Annotated in this window: 28 protein-coding genes and 1 tRNA gene; 18 read left to right on the forward strand and 11 right to left on the reverse strand. The window is 42.8% G+C overall.

All coding sequences use genetic code 11. The features are described from left to right. Positions 1-21: 21 nt before the first annotated feature. Positions 22-384, reverse strand: a complete 363-nt coding sequence (locus tag B1A85_RS12610; protein ID WP_104547250.1) for a PadR family transcriptional regulator — start codon at positions 382-384, stop codon at positions 22-24. Between the two features lie 743 nt (positions 385-1,127). Between B1A85_RS12610 and B1A85_RS12615 the strand changes: the two genes are divergently transcribed. The 5 genes from B1A85_RS12615 to rpsN all read left to right on the forward strand — a co-directional run bounded on the left by B1A85_RS12615 (position 1,128) and on the right by rpsN (position 5,340). Continuing rightward, entirely contained in the window at positions 1,128-1,709 is a 582-nt protein-coding gene (locus B1A85_RS12615; RefSeq protein WP_104547251.1) for a DUF3611 family protein, read from the forward strand. 68 nt (positions 1,710-1,777) lie between these two features. Beyond that, entirely contained in the window at positions 1,778-3,067 is a 1,290-nt protein-coding gene (gene serS / locus B1A85_RS12620; protein ID WP_104547252.1) for a serine--tRNA ligase, read from the forward strand. A 37-nt stretch (positions 3,068-3,104) separates the two neighbouring features. Beyond that, positions 3,105-4,193, forward strand: a complete 1,089-nt coding sequence (rseP, locus tag B1A85_RS12625) for an RIP metalloprotease RseP (protein ID WP_104547253.1) — start codon at positions 3,105-3,107, stop codon at positions 4,191-4,193. Beyond that, on the forward strand, positions 4,193-4,903 hold the full coding sequence (gene nth, locus B1A85_RS12630; RefSeq protein WP_104547342.1) for an endonuclease III: 711 nt from the start codon (positions 4,193-4,195) through the stop codon (positions 4,901-4,903). The genes rseP and nth overlap by 1 nt, the downstream gene beginning before the upstream one ends. 134 nt (positions 4,904-5,037) lie before the next feature. Further along, positions 5,038-5,340 carry a 30S ribosomal protein S14 gene (gene rpsN / locus B1A85_RS12635; RefSeq protein WP_104547254.1) on the forward strand — a complete coding sequence of 101 codons (303 nt, stop codon included), beginning with the start codon at positions 5,038-5,040 and terminating at the stop codon, positions 5,338-5,340. A 92-nt stretch (positions 5,341-5,432) separates the two neighbouring features. On the opposite strand, the gene B1A85_RS12640 is transcribed toward rpsN, so the two are convergent. Further along, a complete protein-coding gene (locus B1A85_RS12640) occupies positions 5,433-5,762 on the reverse strand; it encodes a hypothetical protein (RefSeq protein ID WP_104547255.1) in 330 nt (109 codons plus the stop codon). 209 nt (positions 5,763-5,971) lie between these two features. Between B1A85_RS12640 and aat the strand changes: the two genes are divergently transcribed. After that, a complete protein-coding gene (gene aat, locus B1A85_RS12645) occupies positions 5,972-6,547 on the forward strand; it encodes a leucyl/phenylalanyl-tRNA--protein transferase (protein WP_104547256.1) in 576 nt (191 codons plus the stop codon). A 64-nt stretch (positions 6,548-6,611) separates the two neighbouring features. After that, positions 6,612-7,532 (forward strand): phosphatase PAP2 family protein, encoded by a 921-nt coding sequence (locus B1A85_RS12650; RefSeq protein ID WP_104547257.1) that lies wholly within the window; start codon positions 6,612-6,614, stop codon positions 7,530-7,532. Here B1A85_RS12650 and B1A85_RS12655 read toward each other — a convergent pair. Beyond that, entirely contained in the window at positions 7,529-8,362 is an 834-nt protein-coding gene (locus B1A85_RS12655; RefSeq protein WP_104547258.1) for a DUF3598 family protein, read from the reverse strand. The two genes, B1A85_RS12650 and B1A85_RS12655, sit on opposite strands and share 4 nt — an antisense overlap. A 323-nt stretch (positions 8,363-8,685) precedes the next feature. Here B1A85_RS12655 and def point away from each other — a divergent pair, with 323 nt between their 5' ends. The 3 genes from def to B1A85_RS12670 all read left to right on the forward strand — a co-directional run bounded on the left by def (position 8,686) and on the right by B1A85_RS12670 (position 11,003). After that, positions 8,686-9,249, forward strand: a complete 564-nt coding sequence (gene def, locus B1A85_RS12660; RefSeq protein ID WP_104547259.1) for a peptide deformylase — start codon at positions 8,686-8,688, stop codon at positions 9,247-9,249. A 12-nt stretch (positions 9,250-9,261) separates the two neighbouring features. After that, positions 9,262-9,468, forward strand: coding sequence for a hypothetical protein (locus B1A85_RS12665; protein WP_104547260.1), 207 nt, complete (start codon positions 9,262-9,264; stop codon positions 9,466-9,468). Positions 9,469-9,635: 167 nt separating this feature from the next. Then, on the forward strand, positions 9,636-11,003 hold the full coding sequence (locus tag B1A85_RS12670; RefSeq protein WP_104547261.1) for a PrsW family glutamic-type intramembrane protease: 1,368 nt from the start codon (positions 9,636-9,638) through the stop codon (positions 11,001-11,003). Positions 11,004-11,019: 16 nt separating this feature from the next. On the opposite strand, the gene B1A85_RS12675 is transcribed toward B1A85_RS12670, so the two are convergent. Both B1A85_RS12675 and B1A85_RS12680 read right to left on the reverse strand, forming a co-directional pair. Next, entirely contained in the window at positions 11,020-11,676 is a 657-nt protein-coding gene (locus B1A85_RS12675) for a hypothetical protein (RefSeq protein WP_104547262.1), read from the reverse strand. A 297-nt stretch (positions 11,677-11,973) separates the two neighbouring features. Further along, positions 11,974-14,241 carry a protein phosphatase 2C domain-containing protein gene (locus tag B1A85_RS12680; protein ID WP_104547263.1) on the reverse strand — a complete coding sequence of 756 codons (2,268 nt, stop codon included), beginning with the start codon at positions 14,239-14,241 and terminating at the stop codon, positions 11,974-11,976. 836 nt (positions 14,242-15,077) lie between these two features. On the opposite strand from B1A85_RS12680, the gene B1A85_RS12685 reads away from it, so the two are divergent. Next, the gene (locus B1A85_RS12685; protein WP_104547264.1) at positions 15,078-15,350 is read left to right on the forward strand and encodes a hypothetical protein; all 273 of its coding nucleotides are present in this window, start codon (positions 15,078-15,080) and stop codon (positions 15,348-15,350) included. Between the two features lie 123 nt (positions 15,351-15,473). Here B1A85_RS12685 and B1A85_RS12690 read toward each other — a convergent pair whose 3' ends face one another. Then, the gene (locus B1A85_RS12690; protein ID WP_104547343.1) at positions 15,474-15,836 is read right to left on the reverse strand and encodes an NAD(P)H-quinone oxidoreductase subunit M; all 363 of its coding nucleotides are present in this window, start codon (positions 15,834-15,836) and stop codon (positions 15,474-15,476) included. Positions 15,837-15,919: 83 nt separating this feature from the next. Beyond that, the gene (locus B1A85_RS12695; protein ID WP_104547265.1) at positions 15,920-16,462 is read right to left on the reverse strand and encodes a 3-isopropylmalate dehydratase; all 543 of its coding nucleotides are present in this window, start codon (positions 16,460-16,462) and stop codon (positions 15,920-15,922) included. 561 nt (positions 16,463-17,023) lie between these two features. Here B1A85_RS12695 and B1A85_RS12700 point away from each other — a divergent pair. After that, positions 17,024-17,302, forward strand: a complete 279-nt coding sequence (locus tag B1A85_RS12700) for an Npun_R1517 family heterocyst differentiation transcriptional regulator (RefSeq protein ID WP_104547266.1) — start codon at positions 17,024-17,026, stop codon at positions 17,300-17,302. A gap of 134 nt (positions 17,303-17,436) precedes the next feature. Next, positions 17,437-17,509 (forward strand) — tRNA-Glu (locus tag B1A85_RS12705). A 153-nt stretch (positions 17,510-17,662) separates the two neighbouring features. Here B1A85_RS12705 and B1A85_RS12710 read toward each other — a convergent pair. Genes B1A85_RS12710 through B1A85_RS12720 form a run of 3 tightly spaced genes read right to left on the reverse strand, consistent with a single transcriptional unit; the run spans position 17,663 to position 19,517 of the window. Next, positions 17,663-18,781 (reverse strand): integrase, encoded by a 1,119-nt coding sequence (locus B1A85_RS12710; RefSeq protein ID WP_104547267.1) that lies wholly within the window; start codon positions 18,779-18,781, stop codon positions 17,663-17,665. Further along, positions 18,781-18,987 carry a hypothetical protein gene (locus B1A85_RS12715; protein ID WP_104547268.1) on the reverse strand — a complete coding sequence of 69 codons (207 nt, stop codon included), beginning with the start codon at positions 18,985-18,987 and terminating at the stop codon, positions 18,781-18,783. The genes B1A85_RS12710 and B1A85_RS12715 overlap by 1 nt, the downstream gene beginning before the upstream one ends. A 32-nt stretch (positions 18,988-19,019) precedes the next feature. Further along, complete coding sequence (locus B1A85_RS12720) at positions 19,020-19,517, reverse strand: helix-turn-helix transcriptional regulator (RefSeq protein ID WP_104547269.1); 498 nt, start codon at positions 19,515-19,517, stop codon at positions 19,020-19,022. 62 nt (positions 19,518-19,579) lie between these two features. Here B1A85_RS12720 and B1A85_RS23925 point away from each other — a divergent pair, with 62 nt between their 5' ends. The 3 genes from B1A85_RS23925 (at position 19,580) to B1A85_RS12730 (ending at position 22,024) form a co-directional block, all read left to right on the forward strand. After that, a complete protein-coding gene (locus B1A85_RS23925; RefSeq protein ID WP_168192393.1) occupies positions 19,580-19,747 on the forward strand; it encodes a hypothetical protein in 168 nt (55 codons plus the stop codon). A gap of 221 nt (positions 19,748-19,968) precedes the next feature. Next, positions 19,969-21,147, forward strand: coding sequence for a hypothetical protein (locus tag B1A85_RS12725; RefSeq protein WP_146087173.1), 1,179 nt, complete (start codon positions 19,969-19,971; stop codon positions 21,145-21,147). Next, a complete protein-coding gene (locus B1A85_RS12730; protein ID WP_104547271.1) occupies positions 21,140-22,024 on the forward strand; it encodes a virulence-associated E family protein in 885 nt (294 codons plus the stop codon). The genes B1A85_RS12725 and B1A85_RS12730 overlap by 8 nt, the downstream gene beginning before the upstream one ends. A gap of 930 nt (positions 22,025-22,954) precedes the next feature. On the opposite strand, the gene B1A85_RS12740 is transcribed toward B1A85_RS12730, so the two are convergent. Next, positions 22,955-23,239 (reverse strand): hypothetical protein, encoded by a 285-nt coding sequence (locus B1A85_RS12740; RefSeq protein ID WP_246841408.1) that lies wholly within the window; start codon positions 23,237-23,239, stop codon positions 22,955-22,957. A 115-nt stretch (positions 23,240-23,354) separates the two neighbouring features. Here B1A85_RS12740 and B1A85_RS12745 point away from each other — a divergent pair, with 115 nt between their 5' ends. Together B1A85_RS12745 and B1A85_RS12750 are read left to right on the forward strand one after the other, a co-directional pair. Then, positions 23,355-23,543, forward strand: a complete 189-nt coding sequence (locus B1A85_RS12745) for a type II toxin-antitoxin system HicA family toxin (protein WP_104547274.1) — start codon at positions 23,355-23,357, stop codon at positions 23,541-23,543. A 4-nt stretch (positions 23,544-23,547) separates the two neighbouring features. Further along, the gene (locus B1A85_RS12750; RefSeq protein ID WP_104547275.1) at positions 23,548-23,805 is read left to right on the forward strand and encodes a type II toxin-antitoxin system HicB family antitoxin; all 258 of its coding nucleotides are present in this window, start codon (positions 23,548-23,550) and stop codon (positions 23,803-23,805) included. The last annotated feature ends 185 nt before the right edge of the window (positions 23,806-23,990 follow it).

Genomic DNA, 23,990 nt, shown 5'->3' on the forward strand with positions numbered 1-23,990 from the left:
GCATGCAACGTTTTCTTTTAATTATTGATGATTTGTTACACGCATACCACTACTCACATACCCATGCCATAAACGCGCCAATTCTTGAGCTTGCGGTAACCAATCAGGATTAATTTGATACATCCTGCGAGGACGTCCGCGACCTTCCACCTTGCGCCAGTAGCCAGTAATAGCCTTTTCATCTTCAAGAAACTTGAGGGCGCTGTACAAAACAGTATCAGAAAGGCGGTATAAGGGATATTCGGTCTCTAAACGTTGAATTAACTCTGTTCCATAAGACTCCGATTCTAATAATACTGACAAGACATAACATACAGCTAATTCCTGGCATAAATAAGTTGGAGGGGGGTTTTGAAAAAACTCATAGATTTCATGAATTTTCATTTTTTTTAACCGCTTAATGCGTCTAGGGCTAAATTTAAGTATCCCGACAGGTAGCTATCATAAAAACTCTTTAGATCCTCATTGCCAATCGACTGAAATGCCAGTTGTATACTAGCTATTTTAGAGACGCACACCGTTTAGTAATTCTATACTTTTAATTTGCTTTTGTCTGCGAAATTTTATGAATAGAAAACCAGCATGACTTTAATGCTATTAAATGTGTATCTGTGAATAGCTAAACTGACATAACTAACTCTGCATAACTTTCAGAAACGATATTTATTTTCTGTGTACGTAGGAAAATATTTGGCAAAAAACAAAGAACGTTTCGTAGTTATCTGCGGTCATAAAAACATAACTTTAATATACTCATACACCAGATTTACTAAATCATTTATCTCCTTGATAAAGGAAAACTCCTAGAAGAATCAGAAATAAATTATAAATAATTTTAGTTTTAAATCCTGTAAAGTCGAGCGCAAGCAAGATGAAACAATTATAAAGAAAAAAATTAGTCAGAGAAAAAGAGTGGATTAAGTAAAAAGCTGTTTTATTTATTACTTAAGTAACTAGAGAAATTGGGGAATTGATGACAAAGTTACCCAATAAGTTCACAACTCACCTAAACAAATATGATTGACTTTTCGCCATGCTTGTGCAAGTTCATACTTAACGTGCTGTCAGGAGTGCAGGTAAATGTGATAAGAATCTAGTTATAGATACCGCTACTTGAGACTAGAACAATGGTTAACAAGTCAGATTCTTCGCTGCCTTCGGGATTGCAACGAATTGCGATTGCATTTCGCATAGCTGGCTGGCTTAGTTTTTGGACTCAGTTAGTCTTAGCGGTTGTCTCTGCTGTCATATTGCTGTCTGCCAGTTTGAGTCGAGATACAGGACCAAATGTGCAACAAAGTCCAGGAACAGGCTTTGGCATCGTTTTAGCTGTCAGTGGCTTAGTTACGTTAGGTTTAGGGATTTACATAGCGTTTCGTTACACGCGCATTAGTAATCGCTTGCTTTCAGCAAATACAACGAATCGTCCGCGCAAGGCAGATACAATTCAAATTCTACGCCTAGGCTTAATTGTGAATTTAGTCGGAATGCTATTAACGATTTTGGGGGCGCAGGCGATCGCCGGTACGCTACTTCTGAGATCCTTTGCATTACCGCAAACAGGGTTAGGCGCAGCAATTTACAATCCGCAACAACTCATTCGACCGTTGGATATATTGGTAGTTCAAGCAAATACGAACACTGTAGCGGCTCATTTTGCGGGGCTTGTTGCTTCGTTATTTCTCTTAGCTCGCATCAATAAAAACTAGCTTAAATCGCGGCAGAATAGGCATAAGCATTGTATTCTGTTGTATTGGCAAAAAACAGGAATAAGTTTGTGCTGGATATTAAGCAGATTCGAGAAAATCCATCATTCGTACAAGAAAGGTTGCAAAGTCGAGGAAACTACGATCTGCAACCGCTATTAACACTCGATCGACAACAAAGAGAACTCGAAGCGAAGCGATCGCACTTACAAGCGCGCAGTAACGAGATTGGGAAACTTGTCGGACAAAAAATTAAAGCAGGTAGCGATCCGCAAGGCGCAGAGATTCAGAGTTTGCGTCAAGAAGGAAACGACCTCAAAAACCAAATTAGCGAACTCGAACCGCAAGAAAGAGAGATTAAGTCGCAATTAGAAGCTTTATTGTTGACAATACCCAATTTACCGAGTGAATCGACTCCACTGGGTAGCAGCGAAGAAGATAACGTTGAAGTCAGACGTTGGGGCGATGAGTATATTCCCCAAAACCATATCTTACCGCATTGGGAAATTGGCGAATATTTGGGAATTTTAAATTTTGAGCGATCGGTGAAAGTTGCCCAAAGTCGTTTTGTAACGTTAATTGGCGCCGGCGCAGCTCTAGAAAGAGCATTAATTCAGTTTATGCTCGATCGCCAAATTGCAGCAGGTTATACAGAAGTTTTACCGCCAATTCTCATTAATACTCAATCGCTAACTGCCTCAGGTCAATTGCCGAAGTTTGCCGAAGAAAGTTTCAAGTGTGCGGCAGATGATTTATGGTTAAGTCCAACAGCAGAAGTCCCCATTACTAACCTGTATCGCGAAGAAATTCTTGCAGCTGAAGATTTACCAATAAACCACTGTGCGTATACTCCTTGCTTTAGACGAGAAGCAGGAAGTTATGGAAGAGATACGCGCGGTTTAATTCGCCTGCATCAATTTAATAAAGTCGAACTTTACAAATTTGTTCATCCTGCGACTTCAGAACAAGAGCATCAAAAGTTAGTTGCAGATGCTGAAGCAATTTTACAAGAGTTGAAGCTACCGTATCGCGTATTAGAACTGTGTACTGGAGACTTGGGCTTCTCGGCAGCAAAGACGTATGATTTAGAAGTTTGGCTACCTTCAGCAAACAAATATCGCGAAATCTCTAGTTGTTCTAATTGTCGAGATTTTCAAGCACGACGTGGCGGAATTCGCTTTAAAGAAAGTGGCAAAAAAGGCACGCAATTTGTCCATACACTCAACGGTTCAGGGTTAGCGGTAGGACGTACAATGGCAGCAATTTTAGAGAACTACCAGCAGCCTGATAAAACGGTACGCATCCCCGAAGCACTGCAACCTTATCTCAAGCAAGAGGTGTTAACAAGAACGACGTCTTAAAATAAAGAAATGTGTAAATAATAAATAGAGTATATCTATGTCAGTTTTGGCAGCGATCGCAGTTTTAGCGCTATTGATCGTGGTACACGAGCTGGGACACTTTATTGCAGCAAGATCCCAAGGTATCCACGTTAACCGTTTCTCGCTGGGCTTTGGTCCGGTTTTGTTAAAGTACCAGGGAAAGGAAACTGAGTATGCTGTCAGGGCATTTCCTTTAGGTGGGTATGTCGGATTTCCTGATGACGATCCCGATAGCAAAATTCCGCCCAACGATCCCAATTTATTGCGCAACCGTCCTGTGCTCGATCGGGCAATAGTGATTAGTGCAGGCGTTATTGCCAACTTGATTTTTGCCTATTTATTACTCGTAGTTCAGATTGGGACGGTTGGCGCGCCACAACTCAACTTTGAACCTGGTGTTTTAGTTCCTGCAGTTGTCACCGAACAAACAAGTGTAGCTGCCCAAGCTGGTATCAAACCAGGGGACATTATTATCAGTGTTGATGGGAAAGCGTTACCCGCTTCACAAGAAGCATTGCCTTATCTACGCCAGGTGATACAAGAACACCCAAATCAACCATTGCCACTCACAATTCAACGCAACGACGAAACTATTGTGTTGACTGTTACCCCCGAAGCTGGTGAAGATGGCAAAGGACGCATTGGCGTGCAGTTAGCGCCTAATGGCAAAGTAGAACGTCAGCGTGCAAGTAATATCATAGAAGCGTTTACGGCAGGTGCGACTGAATTTCAGCGGATTGTCTTGTTGACAGGGCAAGGTTTTGTGCAGTTACTCAGTAACTTTAGTCAAACAGCAGATCAAGTCGCAGGTCCTGTAAAAATTGTGGAAATTGGAGCAAGTATTGCCCAATCCGATGCAGGAAACTTATTTCAATTTGCAGCGTTGATCAGCGTTAACCTGGCTTTAATTAACATTTTGCCACTACCCGCCTTAGATGGCGGACAACTCGCGTTTTTACTCATTGAAGGTTTGCGTGGTAAGCCGCTACCTACTCACATTCAGGACGGGGTTATGCAAACTGGACTCATGTTATTGTTAGGTTTAGGCATCTTTTTAATTGTGCGCGATACTGCCAACCTTGAGTGGGTACAGAATTTGTTCTAGTGAGTATTGTTCGTAAATTGGCAAGTAAAAGGCAACGGGCGCTGGAAATTTTGATTCGCTTGAAGCGATTGTATCCAGAAGCCCCTTGCACGCTGAATTATGCAACGCCAGTACAACTTTTGGTAGCAACGATTCTTTCTGCGCAGTGTACTGATGAACGCGTAAATCAGGTGACACCAGAGTTGTTTCGGCGATTTCCCGACGCAGCGGCGATCGCAAATGCCGATCCTGCTGAGATAGAAACAATAATTCGTCCCACAGGCTTTTATCGCAATAAAGCCAAGAATATTCAAGCGGCTTGTCGAATATTGGTGCAAGAGTATGGCGGTAACGTGCCAGCACGGATGGAGAAATTGTTAACGTTACCAGGAGTCGCCCGCAAAACTGCCAATGTAGTTCTCGCTCATGCGTATGATATTCATGTTGGAGTAACAGTAGATACTCATGTCAAGCGGCTATCTTATCGTTTGGGATTAACAAAACATACCGATCCACTGCATATTGAGCGCGACTTGATGCGCTTATTACCTCAAGAAGACTGGGAAAACTGGTCGATTCGATTAATCTATCACGGTCGAGCTATTTGCAAAGCCAGAAATCCCTTGTGCGATGCTTGCGTACTAGCTGATTTATGTCCATCTGCTCATCTCAGCAATCCGCCACAGCAAGAATTACCTTCAGCCTTGCCAGCCCAAACACCTGCTAGTTAGCTATGGCTAAAAAACCGATCGCATTCAAGAGCAATTCTTAATAGATTATGTTCAAAATTGCTACCTTAAATTGTTGTCAATCCACTACAAAAAGTTAAAATAGAGAATGCTGTCTTTAATTCAGGAAACTATACATGGCTAAAAAAAGTATGATAGAGCGCGAGAAAAAGCGCCAAAAACTTGTAGCAAAGTATGCGCAAAAGCGGGAAGCATTGCTTGAGCAATTTGAACAAGCAACTTCGCAACGCGAGAAGTTAGAAATTCATCGCCAAATTCAAAAGCTACCACGCAATAGTGCTCCGACACGCCTGCACAACCGCTGCTGGGTTACAGGACGTCCGAGAGGAGTCTATCGGGATTTCGGTTTATCTCGCCACGTACTGCGCGAATGGGCACACCAAGGACTACTTCCTGGAGTTGTCAAATCTAGCTGGTAATAGCACAGGGGAATGACGAAGTGAGAGACAGGTTAAAGGTCAAAAACTACTCTTAACCCCTGATCTCTGACCCCCAGTTCCCGACCTCTTCTTCATTGACCGCAACAGCGATCGATACCCAAACTATCTAAAAGTAAATCGCTAACTGCGTTGGCGATCGCAAATTCGCCATAAAAGCTTTGCGAAAAATCAAAAGCTTGCATCTCAGTCACGATTGCAAGTACCAGCGATCCCAAGTCGTTTTCGCCTTCCATTCTTTGCCGCATGAAAATTTGGGCTGCGCGTTGCGCAATCTGCTGATTCACTGGTTCTGGCAGAAATTCTTCATCAAGCCACCGCTGCAAAACGTGTTGCAACCACTCGCCTTCGATTTGCGGGTTTTCTGCTGGAGGCAAAGTAATCGGTGGAATTGGCTCTGACATGATAACGCTCGGCTTCTCAGTAATAGCTCGCGACTTAATCAAGCATTATTTAGATTCTAAAGTAATATCAAATGCTTCGGCTTTTAATGTAACGCCAAGTTACTGATAGCTAACTGGATAAGAGTACAGATGCACTATTTCACCTAGAATGTGCGATGTTTAAGTATATCCATTTATGTTAGTAAAAGCTAGCTTGCTGCTAAGGCTTCATGAAATATGATATTTCTGCAATCGTTCAAGGTTACGCGCAAGGCTATTTTCTGATGGCTGATGACGCGAATGTCTTGGGGTGGTACACGAGTCGCGATCGCACGCTTATCCCTTTAGATGAACGCTTTTGTTATCCCAAGTCGCTAAGACGCGTGCTCAACTCTGGACGCTTTGCTGTTGCAGTGAATCGTGATTTCGCAGGTGTAGTGGCTGGGTGTGCGAATCGAGAACCAACTTGGATTTCTCCAGAATTGCAGGAAATTTATTGGCAACTTTACCAATCAGGTTGGGCTTATAGCTTTGAAACATGGCAAGGCGATGAATTAGCAGGAGGAGTTTTAGGAATTGTTATTGGAGGAGCTTTTATTGGAGAATCAATGTTTTACCGCATCTCCGATGGCTCAAAAGTGGCACTCGTAAAGTTAGTAGAAAGATTACGCGAGCGCGCTTTTGTTTTTTTTGATGCGCAGATGATGAATCCTCATCTCGAACGATTTGGCGCGTATCGAGTTAATCAACGCGAGTATCGATCTCTGTTGGCGCAAGCACTCCAGCGACAGTGTTCTTTATTTTAGTTACCACTTTTGTAGCAAACGTTGGATAATTGCTATACATTAGCGATTTGCTACTGACAAAAAAGTGTTAATTGCAACATTTGGTTCGGTTGGAGACTTGTTATGGGGAACTGACCTTATTGTTAGAATACAAGAGGTTTTCAGCCCTAACTGGTACTGGGTATTTGAGCTATTTAGCTACCTCGGCGATACTCAAGGTGTAGTATTACTAACAGCGTTGACATTTTGGCTTTCTGGTCGCCGACTTGCCTACAGTTTAGTTGGTATCGTTGTCTTTTCAATGACAATTGACTTAACGATTGGCACTTTAATCGGGCTACCGCGCCCAGAAGATCCGCGCATTATTGTCTGGAAAGATGAATTTACATCATCATTTCCTAGCGGACACACTGCACTTGCTACCTCTATGTGGGGAATGTTGGCTACCTTAAATTGGATGCCAAAATTGAGCGCAGCGATCGCGGTTGCTGGTGTGATGCTGGCTCGCTTGTACTTTGGCGTGCATTATCTAGGAGATATTATTGGTGGCGCATTGATTGCTGTGGTGCTGATCGTTGCTTACTTGCGGATACTACCAGCACTTGAGGACTTTTTCGCAGCGCGATCGTTTCGGTTTTTTCAATTTTGGGGAGGTTTAATCTTCGCTGTTGTTCTTGTTGCAATTCCTTTTGCGGGAGATTCAGCAAGAGTTTGGCACGTGATGGGAACGGTTGCGGGTTTTATTGTTGGAGGTTTAATCGAATATCGTTACCTGCGATACTCGCCTGCACCGCTTGCACATACAAGGCTAGCACTCAAGCTATTGATTGGACTCGGTATCTTAATTCCACTTTTGCTTATCCCGCTATTGCTTGACGACGATCGACTTGCGCTGGAAGCTTTAGCATTCTTTTTGGCTGCATTGTGGACTTTACTATTTGCACCAATTGTCTTTACTCGGATGCGGCTATCGGCTACACCTTTAACAAGCAGACGTTTTCGCTAACCGACTTTCGTCTCTGTCACTAACGTTAAGCTGGTCCATTCACCTTTTTCGTTATAGCGACGGATAATTCTTTGACGCATATTAGATTGAATTAGCCAACCGAGTTCTAAAAAAAAGGCTTGTCCAACTCGGACGTGTTGTGGTGAAGCAGCAGAAGCACCGTCAGGAAGTAATAACACTTGATTCCATTGCGAACCTGTTTCAAACGATAAAACTGAACCTATGATTCTTCCTGTTGAGCTAATAGTATGGTGGGAACCTTGCTGCATAATGCTGAGGTGTTGCACAAGTTGCGTATCGTTAGTTTTTTCTACCCGTAGCTTTGTTGGATAAGTATCGACGGCTCGTCCATCGAGATAGCGCGTTACAGCTTCTCCTTGCCATTCTCCAACTAAATCTGCAACTTGCAACGCAGGGCGTTCTGGTGTTGTGCTACGAGGAAGTTTCTCGCGAATCAGCGTAATTCGGTCAAGCTTGCCAGTTTTATCAAACAACTGTACTAAACGTAGACGGCGATCGCCTGCAATTAATCCGTGTTCCGCACCAAACTCAGAATAAGGAGCAAGTTGAATCGAGCCTTGGGAGAAAGCACCATTTTCAAAAAACAAAATCTGCTTTCCTAACGTGCTGTATTGTAAAACTTTCTCGTCTACAGTTTGATTGGGTAAAGTACGCCGAATAATTTGGCGCATTGTTTGATTATTGTCGATCCCCTCTAAGGAAACAACGGTAGGAGTATCTTCGAGTAACTCCCCTTTCGGTGAGAAACGCGTAAATGACCCTTGCCATTCGCCAACATTTTGTAATAAACATTCCCACTGCGATCGCATACTTAAATTTGGTAATGTCTTCTCCTCCATGTTATCTTTGGCGGCCATCTCACTGCATAATCTCAGAATTTCGAGAAAGGTGTCATTAACACATGACGTATACCTGTTTCTAGATGTAGCTAAATTCTGCGCTCTAGTAGTGGCTTGCTATCGTAAGCTCTAAAATTAATTTGCTATCACTCAATTTTCTAAGGCAAAGAACTTGATAAAAAAATCTTATTCTTCAAAAGACATTCAATTGTAGAACAAGCGCGAATTGAGAGAATCGAGGCTTGATAAAATGAAAAGGAGAAAGTTAACGGGATAAAGCGAGTCATAATTCCATGCCTTCGGAAGTTGTTGTTGAAAAACAAAAGTTAAAAAACCCTCCGCTTGATATTCGCTACTTAGGCGACCGCGCTTTGCGCCAGCCAGCTAAGCGGGTTGCGAAAGTCGATCGAGAACTACGCCTCCTTGCTAAAGAAATGCTGCAAACGATGTACAGTGCTGATGGCATTGGTTTAGCCGCGCCACAAGTTGCAGTTCAAAAACAAGTGATTGTCATCGATTGCGAACCAGACAATCCAGCTAATCCACCGCTGATTTTAGTTAATCCAGCAATTAAACAAGTCAGCCGAGAATTGTGTGTCATGCAAGAAGGATGTCTGAGTATTCCTGGTGTATATTTAGACGTTGTGCGTCCGCAAGTTGTCGAAATTAGCTATAAAGATGAAAACGGACGTCCGCAGACATTAAAAGCAAACGAATTACTTGCGCGTTGCATTCAACACGAAATCGATCACCTCAATGGGATACTATTTGTAGATCGAGTAGAAAATCAAATCGCACTGAATGCTGAGCTATCAAAGCATGGCTTCTCGGCAAAAGCTGTAAAACCAATCGCTTAGGAAAATTACAAAATGACAACAATGACGCCCAAAAGCGGGCTGTTCCTCGGTGGCTCGTGCGTAGCAGCGATCGCCGCAGTCGGTTCGGTGTTTGAACTTTCTTCTGGACAACCAGATTTGGGAGTAACCGCTACTAGCGTTATTCTGGCAATTAGCATTCCCCTAACTGGCTTTCTCTTTTATGCAGCGGTACGCGATGCCAAAGCGGCGAATAAGTGAGTAGAAATTTAGGGCGATCGGGTAGCAAATTGATACTTCTACCTGTTGCTGCCCTAGGTATTTTACCAGTAGGCATAGACTCGCTACTTGTGCAACGAAGTCATGGCAACCTCTATCGCAGCGAGGACTAACTGCTGTATGCTGTTGCCAACACAGTATTTTAACCCATGACCGGACAAAATAACGCTGAGGGATTTTTGCAGCAATTACCTTCTACGAGTGCAGGGGAAACTAATATTGTTCGCCGCTACCCCCTTTCTCGAACTCAAGAGGTAATTGTGGGACGCGATTCTAGTTGCCAAATCGTCCTAGATTCTAGTATTTATGGCACAGTTTCGCGTCGCCATGCAGTTTTTCGACCGATGTTAACGAGTGGAATTGGTCAGCGTTGGCTTGTCTGTGACTTAAATAGCGCAAATGGCACGTATGTCAATGGGCAACGGATAGCGCAATGTCAAGAGCTACGCGCAGGCGATCGCATTACACTTGGATGCAACGGCGCGGAGTTTGTCTTTGAGTATACAACACATCACGCAGTTACTCAACAATCTGCACCAAATGCAACATCTCACCTAATTGGGACTTCCAAATTTTCAGAGCGCGCCGTGAGCTTTACTCAGTTATTTCCCATCGCAGCAACAGCAAAAGACTTGACAAGCAAGGCGTATCTGATTCCAGGAGTCCTAACAGTGATCTTTGTGGTTTTGATGTTTGCCACTGTAGGTCGCCCTGAGACGGCATACTTTAATCAAATACTTGTCGCAATTTATCTTGCTGGTGCGGCGTATTACTTTGTATATCAACTGTGTGGCAAGCCCAAACCTTGGTGGGCAATTTTGGGAGTTGCGATCGCTTCTTTCCTGATGTTGCTCAGTCCAATTTTACCGTTATTTATTTTCGTGTTTCGCGGATTACTTCCTGGTCAAATTCCACTGACAGCTGACTCTCTCAGCTTCCCTGAATTACTCATGCGGATGTTTTTTGGCGCTGGGTTGATGGAGGAATTGCTCAAGGCGTTACCTGTATTTTGTGCGTATTTGATCGGGCAGCGTCTAAACTCGCCTTGGCGAGAACGCATCGGTATTGCAGAACCTTTAGATGGAATTTTGCTCGGAACGGCTTCAGCCATGAGTTTCACCTTGGTAGAAACACTGAGGCAGTATGTACCAGAAATTACTCGCGGTGCGGCTATTCAAGGTGGAATTGGGGTCGGTCAACTGCTCGGTTTTCAACTATTGATTCCTCGCATCTTAGGCTCTGTAGCCGGACACATGGCATATAGTGGGTATTTTGGTTATTTTATCGGTTTGAGCGTGTTGAAGTCGCGTCAGCGATGGCAAATTTTAGCAATAGGATATTTTAGTGCTGCGGTGCTTCATGCTTTGTGGAATGCTACGGGACTTTTGAGCGGTTTGCTTTTAGCCGTTGTTGGCGTCGTATCTTACGCGTTTTTAGCTGCTGCTATCTTAAAAGCACGCGTCCTCTCGCCGACGCGATCGCAGAACTTTGCGACTCGGTTTGGCAAACGACCGTAGAATGTGCAGCGAAGATTTAAATCATTTCGTTATGTTGATGCCCGTTGTAGTGAGGAGTATCTGTTACAGTGATTTGGGCTAAAGCGTATCGCGCGACTGCCAAACTTGCTTTGGCTTGTTCGATGTCCGATAAATCATCCCAGTGATGGCGATGAAGGCGACTGATCGCCGCTTGCGATTCTTGCTTAGCACTACAGACTGGTTGCGCGAAAGGACGTGCTAGAGTTAGCAAGTCTGCTTCTACGAAATTTGGGAGTAACCCACGAACGCATTGTACTAATTTTTCTGTCAGTGAATTTGGTGCCGGGAAAACTTGTTTTGCCCGATCGGCGATCGCTTCAAGCCAAGCATGAGGTATATAGTTGGCAAAGTCATGTTGCCAGTCAGGAAGACAATCAACGTCAGAAGACGAGTTCTTCTTACTTGGCGTTACCGCAGACCACAATTCGGTAAGCTTTGAATAGAAGTGTTGCGATTGCGCTGGCGATTCTACTGACGCCACTTCGGATACAAGTGCATCTTGTTGCTCAAAATAAATATCTGCTTCTGGATCGGCAGGATTCCATGGGTAGGTAGCATCTTCTGATGATAAAAGTGCTGCTAATAAGTCCAATTGCGCTGGTGAAGGAGGTGATGTACTACCGTCTTGCGCCCGATTGAATTCTTGTGCCATGGTCAAACTCCTGAAATACGCTGACAGAAAAACGCTGGTATGAGTAGCTACACCTGCTTTGCTGCTATTTCCGTAACTAGAAAAGTTGTGCTAGCACTTGTCTTCAAAAATTTTCGCGCTTTGATTGTAAACCCAAAAGAATGCCTGGGAAACTCTCAAACTTTAACTACATTTTAGCTATGAAAGGTACTTCCTGATGATGGATTTTCGCGACCATTCGGCAGATCAAAACAGCGTATCAAAATGAGAATTCTTTCATAAAAAAACAAAATGCTAAAAGCTGAGTAACCGTTTTTCCTAATTTTCGCTACCTGTATGAGGAGACGGGAGAGGACTGTTGAGCGGAGATGTTGAAGTTGGTAGTGATTCGGTTGAAATTGGACAAGAGTTGCTTTTTGTTTGTCCTAGCGTTTTTTCGATATTTGGTAGCAAGTTGGCTTGCTCAATCCAGCCTTCTTGTCCTAGTTGTATTTGTGCCGTTGCATTGAAGTTATCTGGAGGATTGATCGCACAAAGAAATTTTAGTCTTAGTAAGTCACCCTGCTGAAGATTTTCTTTTTTGCCGGTAACTTTCAAGATGCCATTTGTTGGAACTTGCGCGAGTTGAGATTGTGACGTAACATTTGTTGCGATTGCATTTGGATTTTGCTCAAGATTAATTTGGCGATTGATCTGAACTAAAGTCCCAACGGTTAGTGTCGCTGGTGTTGGGCTAGGTGATGCGAGTGGTGATGGCAAGGTTGTCGGATTATTCAGCGGCTGTCGGCGATGAAATTGTGGTAAAAAATAAGCAAGCAATCCGCCACCGACGCTTAATAACAAAATCGTTCCTAGTAAAATTGGTAGCAAACGACGCGAGTTTGAGCGTTGCGCTGGTAGCAAAACTGTTTTACGACTTGAAGGATCGGGGCATTCTTGTTGATTTAAATCGCGGTGTGATGCGATCGCTGCATGCTGGCGATCGTCGAATTGAGATTCTTGGAGTAAAGCGATATTTAGTGGTGTGGTTGGCTCAGAATATTTAACTGTACAGCGTACGAGTGCAACCGTAACGTTATCGTGTCCGTTTTGAGAGTTGCCAATTTCGACTAATCGAGTAACGGCATCAGCTTCTTTAAGACTGCCATTCACTGCTGGTAAAAGCACCGTATCCCAATACTCTTCAACGCGATCGTAGTCGCTTAAACCATCCGAACAAAGAAGAAAGATGCAATCTTCATCAAGAATAAACCGCTGCACGGTTGGATGCAATGCTGTTGAGGAACTCGTTCCTAGTGCTTGTACAAGCGATCCTGACGAGACTTGTTCTAACGCATTACGATACAGCGAATAGCCTAAACGAACCTCGCGCGAAGCAACATCATCGTCTAATGTCAATTGATGGCAGCCTGTGCGGGTAATCCAATAAGCACGACTATCGCCTACGTGCGTAATATACATTTCGTGCGCGCGTTCGACTGCCATAACTAGGGTAGTACCCATGCGTTGGCGACCAAAGCGCTGTTCGTTATCGTTGCGTTGATTGATGCGATCGTTGGCAATCCGGACAAAGCGTTCTAACTCGCTCGTGAGGGTTGTTGCGTCTAAATAGATGTCGTTTAGCGGCAGTTGCTTGACTTGTTGTAGCGTATCGATGGCAAGCTGCGAAGCAACATTACCTCCTTCATGACCGCCAATTCCATCACAGACAATTGCTATTGCAGGTGCTGATGTCATTGTGGTAGTTCCACTCGGAGGATAGCACGCATCTTCATTGCGTTGTCGCGTGGGTCCTGTATCGGTCAAGGTACTGATGACTATTTTGCGTACTTGCGATCGCCCCAATTCGGTCAGACCTCGATCTAGTGCTGTTGTCAATGAATCTGCACTGAGATCGCCTGCAAGCATCGAATCGCACAACTGCACGAGAAATTCCGCGATGCTTGGCTGTGCTCGATTGACTAACTCTAGCCATACCCTTCCTAAGTCAGCAATTGTCGGTTGTGGTGGTTGCGATCGCAGTTGTAATAGCCGCACTAAGGAACCTTCCACTCGCACTAGCTGTAGGTCGAGTAAGCTCGACGCAACTCCTTCGCTACTAAGTGGTTGCCATAGTTGAGCGATTTGCCATAGCCAATTCAACTGCCGCAGTGATGTTGCACTTTGCCATGCTTCAGCGAGTGTTGGCAGTAACTGTCCTGCCAACGGCGTTCCTTCTGCATAAATTGGTGCTTCTAATAATAAAACATCACAATCAGCGCGTCCTGGCAAAAATCCGTAGACTTGCGGAACTTGGAGGCGGTAAGGAATTAATCTTAAATAAGGTTTTGTTTTCGCTGTAATTTCACACGCTTGTGCTTCGAGTGGCAAACCTGGCTTTGTGTCAAGAACGATGTATTCGCTTTTGAGTAAATACCGTTGCGCGATAACTTCCCCAATTTGGTAATCTTTGATGCCCGATCCTACTGCCCATAGGTAACGTTTTGGCAGAAACGTACCGCATTGCTGGCAATACTTGTCGCGTTCGTCATTGACAGCTTTGCAGTACTCGTTTGGACACTGGAGCATTGCTGCTTCATTCTGCATAGTTTTCGCACCGATCAGCCATTAGGAATTGAATTTTGTACAGCCATAGATCGTACAAACTGATTAGCTTCTAAGTTGCCATATTGAGCACTTTGTGCAAAAGTTTCGTTGTTTCCTCTGCTGTTAAGACGCATTCCATGAAGTTAATTTTTGCTATTCTGAGCCAAACTATCTAGTTTTATAATAATGTTCCCTTATCGTAATGCTGCTACTCTGCTACTCGCAATTGATTGTAAGTATGTTTAATGATGACTTTACATCGAGTGAAGTTTAAACGTCTTACTCTTAGAAAGAGATCTATTTTTACCTGTCATGGTTCCCTTCCTTCGGCTAATCGGTTAAGAGCCAAACATATTAGTTTTTCAACAATATATCTATTAATCGAATAGTTGTCTATTTTTAAAAGTAAATATTTATTTCGATAACTGACCAAACTGCCTGTTATTAAATTCGAATTTGTAATATTTAATATTGATTGTAGCGCAATTTTAAAATAATCTGCGGGTTACCTATACTGCTTCATAGCAGAACTTGGCAATTGTAGCTTTTACGAACAGCAGGCTCGTTGCCAAAAAAATACTTTAGCAACAGTTGTACGTAGTGTTTTTTTCAGACATTGACGCTCGGCAACTCAATCAAAATAAATGCAATAACTCAAAAGTCTGTCATTGTAATGAATAGTCTCAGTGCTGAATAATTAGTTAACAAATAACAACCTCAAGTTAGCTGAAACGCGACGCTGATAAAAATATCAAATTACGCCATTGGAAAGATGCGATCGCCCTTAGTGTTCTTTAATCTGTAGAAATTAGTCAGTAAAATTACCATTTAAATTTATGGCAAGCGAACAAGAAAAAAATACTCATCGGGCAGTGAATCCTGGCGATGTTATTTCCGATGAACCTCAATCCATCGAAGAAAAAGCGCAGCAACTCGCAGTAGACTCTCCTGATATTACTGGCGATCATATCGAGGTTCCTGCCTATTTTGTTGTAGAGGAGCCAGACGGAGAGGAAAAAGCGCTACATCACGTGAAAGATGCTGAAGAAATCTCAGATGTTATCAGACAAGCACGCGTTGATGAAGACGGCGAGCGTAAGTGGTGGTAGCATTTGGTCTGTGTTAATACAAAAGCTAGATGTACCAATACAGCAATATTAGAACTGTCCAGGGGTTTAATGCTATCCCTGGATATTAATTTTATTTTTTTATAAAAATCCAGTTATTGATAACTAATTTTTACTTTCTTCAGTGGCGGCAACTTGAGGGATACCCATACTGTAGTTAACGACGCGCCCGCGCAGATTGTAGCTAATTTGACCGCTTTGTAAGAGATGGCGGATAAAATGTTCTAAATCTGAGCCAATCCGGCGGAGATTATAATCAGTTAAATCTGCACCGCTATAAGACTCGACTAATTCATCAAACTTACGATACACCTGCTGAAGAGCATCTTCGTTCCAGTTGAATTCATTATCCGGGTCTACATCCAGCGTGAGAACTTGGTTGCTAGGAACTAACTCACCATCTTTGTCAACTTCAGCAGAAAAGATGCGTATATGGCGAGTTGTGGACTTAAGAAGCTGATCTTCCATAGGTGGATGATTTAACATAAGGAATCACACTGAACTCATTCTAGACTTAATCTGCATCAGTTTTTCAAGTTCAACGCGATCGCTCAACGCGAAATCATTCCTGTTTGACGCGCATAGGCAAAAATACCGCCAGCATCAATTACAGGTCTGACCTCACCCAAAGGCTTGAGTGCATAAACCTTATTCAACGCATGATTCACAATTTGGTTTTGGTCAAAATCAATCGTGACTTCTTGTCCCGTTTGAAATTCATCGCACAGACGTTCTACTGATTCCCAAGGGTAAAGTTCGCCTGTTGCTGCGCAGTTCCGGAAGAAGATCCGTGCATACGATTGAGCGACAACAGCTTCTACTCCTGATGCACCTAATGCGATCGGTGCGTGTTCGCGCGAAGAACCACAGCCGAAGTTTTCTCCCGCCACAATGATTGGATAGGTAGTCTTCATCTGTCCTGGAGCAATAAATTTCCCGTACCTATCAGGTAATCCAATTAAAGCATAGCTGCCTAACTTCTCGTACTCATCAGGCTTTGAGGGAACGAGCGTCAAATACTCGGCAGGAATAATCTGGTCGGTATCAATGTTATCATCTACAACAAAAATTTTACCTTGAATCACTTTACTCATGAGTAGTCTCCTCCAATCAATGCTAGGTAGTCTTACGCTTGTTTTTAAATTGACTAATCGCAACAAAGTAAAAATTCAGTATAAGTGTCTCCGTGCCATTCCGTGACGTCTTTGTAAGTAAATTTTTAACATTATACATTTTCAATTTCAGTTTTTCTTCTAAAGTTAACTTGCAAGTACAGCGTTCTTTTTCTGGTTGTAAAAATTTTCCTAAATTTTACTCTTTTCGAACGTTCATGTGTCAATCAATACAAGTAAGCCAAACATTACTTATATCTCAACTGAAACTTATAAACATCGCCAACCGTCATTAATCAAAAGCTTAGAAAAGTCTCACAAACTCCTTACAGAAACTTTATTGTATTTCATCTGAAAGGCTGAATAATAGTGATTGACCACATTGCTCCTACCTTCGCGGATTTATCCACAATGTAAAGAAAAGTTAAAGATATATACGTTAAGATCTCCCGTTCAGATTGAAACACAAACGTTTAAAAATTAGCTTAAGCTCAATTAACAGTTATCTACTTAATTACTACAAAAATCAAAATTTTTAAAAATATGAAATCTGACGCCATCACACCCCAACAAAACAAAGTCGAAGTCAGCGTTTATGAGTGTAACATTCAACTCAAGTTTCGCCTCATAGAAGAGAAATGTGCTTTACGCAATCGCGAAGACTTACTAGAGTTGCTGATCGATGCATTTACTAACGGGGCTGACGAGTATATGGAACCCCTACACGCGCACGTAGAAGCGCAGGAGATTTCCGAGCTAGAAGCTTCTCCCCAAATGCGCCGTCAACTGATGCGGTTGCGGAATTCCTCTGATTTGGTCTAGAGCGAACAACGCTACACTGCCGACAAGTAGCACTACCGGCGTTCGCCACATAAACGCGGTCAGCAAAAATATTTGGTTAAGGTATTGACAAAACTGAAAAGAGGTAGCTATCCTAATAAAAGTGCAAATCAGACGCCCCCATCGTCTAGAGGCCTAGGACACCTCCCTTTCACGGAGGCGACGGGGATTCGAATTCCCCTGGGGGTATAAAATCAACACGTTTTGAAGTAATTAAAGGAAGGCTCAAATTGCCTTCCTTGACTGCTTTTGGGGAATTGTCACTTTTGGACAATACCGTTAATAGCCGTTGATAACCGCTTAATCCCTGCTGTTTTTTAGTCAGATTTTAGTCGGAAATTTCTAATCAAGTTTTGGCGGTCTGGGACGCTCTGGTCTGAGCATAAGGACATTGAAAGCTCTCTGATGTACATCTTCAGTAATCCAGTGATGGTAGGTATTTGAATGAACCTGAACGCTATGACCCATTTGTTGGGCTGCCAAGCTGATATCTAGCCCAAATTCCAATGTCCTTACTGCCCAACGGTGTCTCATGTCATAAAGTTTGAAGGGTAACTTGAAGTCTCCAAAGTAGTGACTACAGCTTTCCCCGATCGCGGTATTGGGTCGGTCTAATCTAATGTTGGGTAGTCTGACATCTTGGAGTTGAAACTCATCAAACCATTCTGGGTAACAAGCCCAAACTAACCGCGCTCCTGTCTTAGTATTTTCTAAAACTGACACAATATTAGAGCCGTTTGCCAGCCGCTCTAAGTCAAGTCTGAAAACTTCATGTGGTCTTAAGCCATAGGTTGCAATCATCCCATAGACCCACCGCCAACCAGGATTAGTAATTTTGTACCACCACTGAGCAATTGTTAGATCGTCAGGTAAATCTCTGGGAGATACCCGATTAGGTGAATAGACACCAACTAAGTTTGAGGGGTCGTAGTCTATTTGAGCAAACTTAGCTAGGGCAGCGATCGCCATACAAGCCCGCTTTCTGGTTTTGGTATTGGGTGGGGTTGAGAGAATTACCTGTTCTAAAACCTCAACACTTAGTGTTACATCTTGAGGTAATCGCTTAAATATCTTCCAGTAATCAGTTTTCCATGAAGTTTCACTTTTACCTTCATTAAAAAACTGCACTTTATATTGCTCTATATATTCTGAAACTGAAATTGATTCAGGTGACTTCTCATATAAGTAAGGCTGCCAGTCAAATTCTTTACGTGCTACCAGCGCACTAATCTTCCGAGCTTCTTTCTCTGCCTCAGCAATTCCTGCTGGGTTGGCACGGATACCCAAGCGCTTTAAAGATACCCGTTGTTGGTAAGGTTGAGAATTCTTAGTTCCTGGTTTAGGTGGTAGCGTTCCCCGCAGATATAAGCTACTACCATCTAGTTCAATACTGATACCGACGTTTGCGGCTTTGAGCCTGCCATTGGTTTGAGCGATCCGCCCTTCAAGAGTAACAGCCATTAACTGATTCCCATAACTTGTTCTACTCGCTTTCTGTGCCAACGGTAAGTAGGACGCGCTGCTTTCTCATTGAGACAGTACCAGTGAGTACCTTTCTTTAACTCTCCAATATCACGCAATCGGTACAAATGATCTACTGAGCAGCCCAGAGTATCAGCCATTGCGCTGGTGGCGATCCAATCTTTGGGGTTACGTGTTCGTGCCATTGTCATACCTCAAAGGATTTTCAAAGCAAGCATTAATAATCATTTGGATTAATAGGTCGCTTTCTCTCTCGCCTCTGGGCATCTTCTGCTCTCTCTTGCCTGCGTCTTTGATACATTTCACTTGCGAGTGATTCTCCTAAAATATTTTCAAAATATTCATTCCCCTCTACTTTGAAGCCCGACCTTTCAATAGCCTCAAGATTGAGAAAACCTCGTTCTTTGAGAATATTGACCGCTTCAATACTGATTGAATCGTAGGGTTCAGTAAACATAGCATCGGGATGATCCAATGCACCATGATAAGCAGAATCAGGAAGTGTTAACACTCCGAGAAATGCAACCTTAGCCATTGGGTCAACCTTTTCAAAGCCTTCTGCTAGTCTCTCAACAACATCCCAAGTTGATGACTGTAGTTCATTTCTGATTAGCTTGCCAATAGTTGATTGACCAACACCAGAAGCTTTAGAGAGAGCATAGTGACTCATATTCCATCTGGCCAAAACAAGCCTTAGCGCTTTGCCAAGTTTCATGCTATTAATAATACTATCGATTTTGATAACTATAATATCACTAAAGATATTATTTATATCACATGCCAAAATACCCTAGCACTTTATCACCAATCAAACTCAAGCCCGAACAACATCAAGCTTTGAAGCGGGTTGCTGAAATTGAACAAACCAGTATTGGCACGATAGTACGTAAAGCAATTTCTGACTATCTAGAGAAACGCGGTATATCCCTTAGCTCGGAACAATAAAGTGAACCACAAAAAAAGATACTGTACAGAATCAATTACTAGTTTTTATAGATACTGTACAGAATCAATTACTAGTCTTTATAGATACTGTACAGAATCATAATTCACATAGTTGTGATAATGTACAAAACCTAAAGTATGCATCCAAAGCACTAACACACTGACTTCTAATAAAAGCAAGAGGTTTTATGAACAAAAAAACAAACGGCTCCTTGGAGAAAGTGAGCCGTGACAAAAACTTATACCCAGATTCTAACAACAAACAGTTTCAAAATATACAAGCTCGCTTAAATGAGTCAGCATCTAAGCTCAATTCCAATGGTAATGGAAAATATACATATTCAGGTCGGCACAACCCGTGTCCAATTTGTGGACGGACTAAAGACCAAGATTGCCACTGGAATGCGGAAGTAGTATTTTGCCACACTTACATAGATCAGGATGCTGGCGTTTCAGAATACGTGTATCGGGGAGCTAAAGATATTTGGGGTCTATACTTCCCGCAAGAGACATCCCAGAAGCCAATTAGACCTAAAAGTAAAAAAAGCTTTATCTACAAAAACATTGACGGTCAACCATTGGTTAAAGTTACTCGCACTGATAGGGGTGACGGTAACAAGTCTTTCTACCAATCACATTGGAACGGTACAACGTGGGTTAAAGGATTAAATGAGCAAGTAAAATCTGAAATTCATTTGTATCAGATTCAAGACCCGATTAATCAGGATGCGATCGCCACGGGTAAACCCATCCTAATTGTTGAGGGTGAGGGCAAAGTAGACCTGCTGCTAAAAATGGGCATAGCAGCAACGTGTTCTATTGGCGGCGCGCTTAAGTGGAGGCACTACGGTTATCCTAACTATCTTGACGACTTGGCAGGCGCGAACGTGGTTCTGTGTCCTGACCGAGATAAAGCAGGACTAAAGCATTGTGAGGACATAGCGCTTGACTTCCCCGCTGCTAAATGGCTTTATGTTCTCCCCAATTCCCCACTATGGCAACGAGTACCCGATAAAGGCGGGTTAGATATTGCGGACTGGATAAATGATGACGGTGCTACCCGTGAGGATATTTTGGGGGCAATTGGTGATAAGCGCCAGGAGTTAGAGAAACTCATGAAGCCAACCTTAGACACTAACCGTCCTAGTCAACAGAGAAAGGCTAAACTAGCGGTCAAGTATGAGCAGGTAGAAGCGGCAATTGGTCATAACATTAGGCTTAATACTCTAGCTCAGGCAATTGAGATAGCAGGAGAACCTAAAACAATTGATCAAATTCAGATTGACCTTGCCCTGAAATACAATATTGACCTCTCTGACAATGCAGCCAGTAAAATTATCTTGACTTTGGCTGAAAAGAACCGCTACAGTCCTGCTGCTGAATATCTAGAGCGTGTTTAACGCACTGTACGGTGCAAACGATGCTCTGCTTAATGAAGCAGCAGCAAGATATCTAGGAACCGAAAAAGCATTTGACGGGCTGTTATTAAAGCGCTGCTTAATTAGTATTGTTGCTAGAGTTATACAGCCTGGTTGTCAAGTTGACACTTGCTTAATTCTTAAAGGAGAGCAGGGAACGTTTAAAAGCTCTTTCTTTCGGGAACTGTTACCCGAACTGTCCTGGTTTGACGACTCCCTTGGTAAAGACGTAACTAACAAAGACGAGCTAGCGAAATTACATCGCTGCGTGCTGATGGAGTGGGGAGAAATTGAAAAAGCCTTCTCCAAGAAACAAGCTGCTGATATCAAGCATTTCTTAACTCAGAGAATTGATCGGTTTCGCCCTGCATACCGTAGAGACATTCTTCTTTTTCCCAGAGCCAGCGTAATTGTAGGTACGACAAACAAAGAGGAGTTTCTGACCGATGAAACAGGCGATCGCCGTTTCTGGATTATAGAACCTAAGCGCATTGATTTACATAGACTCAAAACCGAACGCGATCGGCTTTGGGCTGCTGCAATGGCTGCTTACAAATCTGGTGAACGTTGGTGGTTGACCAAACAAGAGGAACAGATTGCTAACCAAAACAATGAGCAGTACAGAGATACCCATCCTTGGCAACCTACTGTTGAGGCATACTTGGAAGCTGCTGAAAAGACTGGAGGAATGGTCATAGCAACGGACATTCTATCCAAAATTAAACCTGAGCGAGACAAACAGACAAAGAATGACCTGATGGAAGTGACTGCCATTATGCGGAAGTTGGGCTGGGTAAAAGGTAGTCGGGCACGGGTTGACAACGAACGGGTTTACCCTTGGCACAAACCATTACAGTAAAATAGTTTATTTTCTCGGTAGCGGATAAGAACCTAATAAAAAAAAAGTTTTTAGGCAAAAAAGGTTGGGACGGTTGGGACAAATCCTTGAAATGCTCTCCCAGAAAGCTTTCTAGCTGTCCCAACCCCCTTAAAAAGGTTGGGACAGGGTTGGGACAAAAATTGAGTAAAACGCTGAATGTTAATTAGGGAAAGCTTTCTAGCTGTCCCAACCTCCAAGCTGCATCCCTAAACCACATTTGTCCCAACCTTAACATAAGTATACAAAAAGGTAGGGACAGCCTATAAGCTATATACAGTATGGGTTATAGAGTTTTATATATATAATTTTGTCCCTACCCCTCTAAAGAGGTTAGGACAGCTAGGAGTACTGCAAATAGGTCATTACGCGGATTTGTCCCAACCGTCCCAACCTTTTTTGCCTAAAAACTTTTTTTTTTGCGTTCTCGTCAAGAAGTGGAAATTACCCAAGAATTTGTTTTGGGTGACTCAACACACAACCGCTGCTTAAGGCTTAAGCAGCAAGGCTTTTAGTTGTTAGTGTTTCGCGTGTATTAATAGCCTGCATCACTAAATAACAGATACAGTTGGCGCAAGAAATTTTAAGGTACGGGTATTAATACCCGTACCTCACTAGAACATCAAATTAAGTGTTTACTAATCAACTTTTGGTCTTTTTACCACTTGCAGCTGCCGCCCATAAATGGATGCCCACACTAAATGCTAACGAGTTGATTTTAGGCGCTCTTTTACGCTATGGAACTGGATGCAAAGCTATGCTTTCGCGCTTGACTACTTGCTCTAACCAACACTTGCACCGCGTAGTAGTCTGCTAGCAAACTATATAGTTTTGAAAGAGTATCCCAGCGTTGTTGTGCTTCGCTCCACACAGACAACTTTTGATTAAAACTGATTAGAAATTACAGGATGCCTATTGATTTTGTACATTTTCCATAATTGATACTACTTCCTTGATAATGGTTTTACCTTTCCCAAAATTATTGGTTGGGTAATTAAGTGTCTCCTTCAGCATATCTAGGACTTTCTGATTGTGTACGTTATCTATATTGTTAGTAGTATCACCCCGATCCAAACGTCTTGCGTAGTTTAGTAACTCTTGGGCAAAACATTCAGGTACTCGGATAGCAACAGTCTTTTTATGATTCCAGGGTGAGGGTCTACCTGACCCTTCACGCGATCCACCACGACCAGACATAGACATGAATTACTTGATAGGTTATGTACATTATCATAATAAGGCAAGTAATGATTCTGTACAATATCTATACAATGTGATATTGTGGCAATATTCAAGATAGGAGAATATGTAGTTGAAGGTACGTGAGGTCATCAAGCTGATAGAAGCTGATGGTTGGGTACTAGTACGTACCAGAGGTAGTCACCGACAGTACCACCATTCAAATAAGCCTGGGACGGTCACGATACCTGGAAAGCCATCTGATGATTTATCCCCTGGATTGCTCAACAGTATTTTGAGACAAGCTGGATTAAAAGGTTGAAGTTATGAAATACGCAATCGTGATTGAAAAAGCAGAGAGTAACTACGGGGCTTACGTTCCTGATTTACCTGGATGTGTAGCGACAGGTCAAACCGTAGAGGAGACTTTAGAGCAGATACAAGAGGCGATCGCATTTCATTTGGAGGGAATGCTGCTGCATGGTGAGGTCATTCCTGAGCCTACTAGCTTATGCCAATACGTAGATGTTCAAGCACCATCGGTTGAGCAAGCTGCTGGTACGTCAACAAGGGTAATCTCTTAGTACTTTTTAGTCAGATTTTAGGCACAAATTTCTTCAGAATTCTCTAATGCTGTTACCACGGGGATTTTACTGACTTGCTAGGAGGTTCGAATTCCCCTGGGGGTATTATAAAACCAACCTGTTAAGGTACTGTAGCAACTAAGAAGTGATTCAGTACTTGATTTATCTTACATATACGTAAGAGA

The sequence above is a fragment of the Chroococcidiopsis sp. TS-821 genome (genome assembly GCF_002939305.1).
In the GTDB taxonomy this organism is placed as follows: domain Bacteria; phylum Cyanobacteriota; class Cyanobacteriia; order Cyanobacteriales; family Chroococcidiopsidaceae; genus Chroogloeocystis.